This is a genomic window from Herbaspirillum lusitanum P6-12 (genome assembly GCF_000256565.1).
GTDB lineage: Bacteria > Pseudomonadota > Gammaproteobacteria > Burkholderiales > Burkholderiaceae_D > Herbaspirillum > Herbaspirillum lusitanum.
In genome coordinates this window covers 1-438 of the sequence record NZ_AJHH01000023.1, presented here as the reverse complement: position 1 = coordinate 438, position 438 = coordinate 1, and the positions used below count along the sequence as shown (strand labels likewise).

The following is a 438-nucleotide window of genomic DNA, read 5'->3' as shown; positions in this document are numbered from 1 at the left end:
CGAGACACCAACGCCGGCTGCAGCATCCACGCCTGCCGAGCCGGTGTGGTGGAACAGGTCGACCACCACGGCATTGCCTGAACGCGCATAGTTGACGGTATCGCCGTTGGCGACATGGCCGCTGCCCTCGAAGGCGTTGGCCGCGGAACTGGCGAAGAAGACATCGTCGAAGTTGCTGCCGATCAGGTTGCTGATGCCCGTGAATTTGTCGCCGTTGGCAAAACCGCCGCTGGTGCCCGCACCGGTGGTGTTCGACAGATCCACGGTGACGCCCACGCCCGACGCCAGATAGCTCACTGTATCGACGCCGCCCGCGCCGCCGTCAAAGCTGTTGTTCTGGTTGTTGGCGACGAAGGTATCGTTGAAGCTGCTGCCGATCAGGTTGTCAATGAGACTGAGCTTGTCGCCCGCCGCATCGCCGCCGCTGGTGCCGGTGCT

The 438-nt window shown here is 63.5% G+C and carries 1 protein-coding gene; it reads right to left on the bottom strand.

Translation table 11 applies throughout. From position 1 onward, the window contains the following. A partial coding sequence (locus HLUSI_RS26385; RefSeq protein WP_040503000.1) for a hypothetical protein occupies positions 1 to 438 on the bottom strand: 438 nt, incomplete at both ends.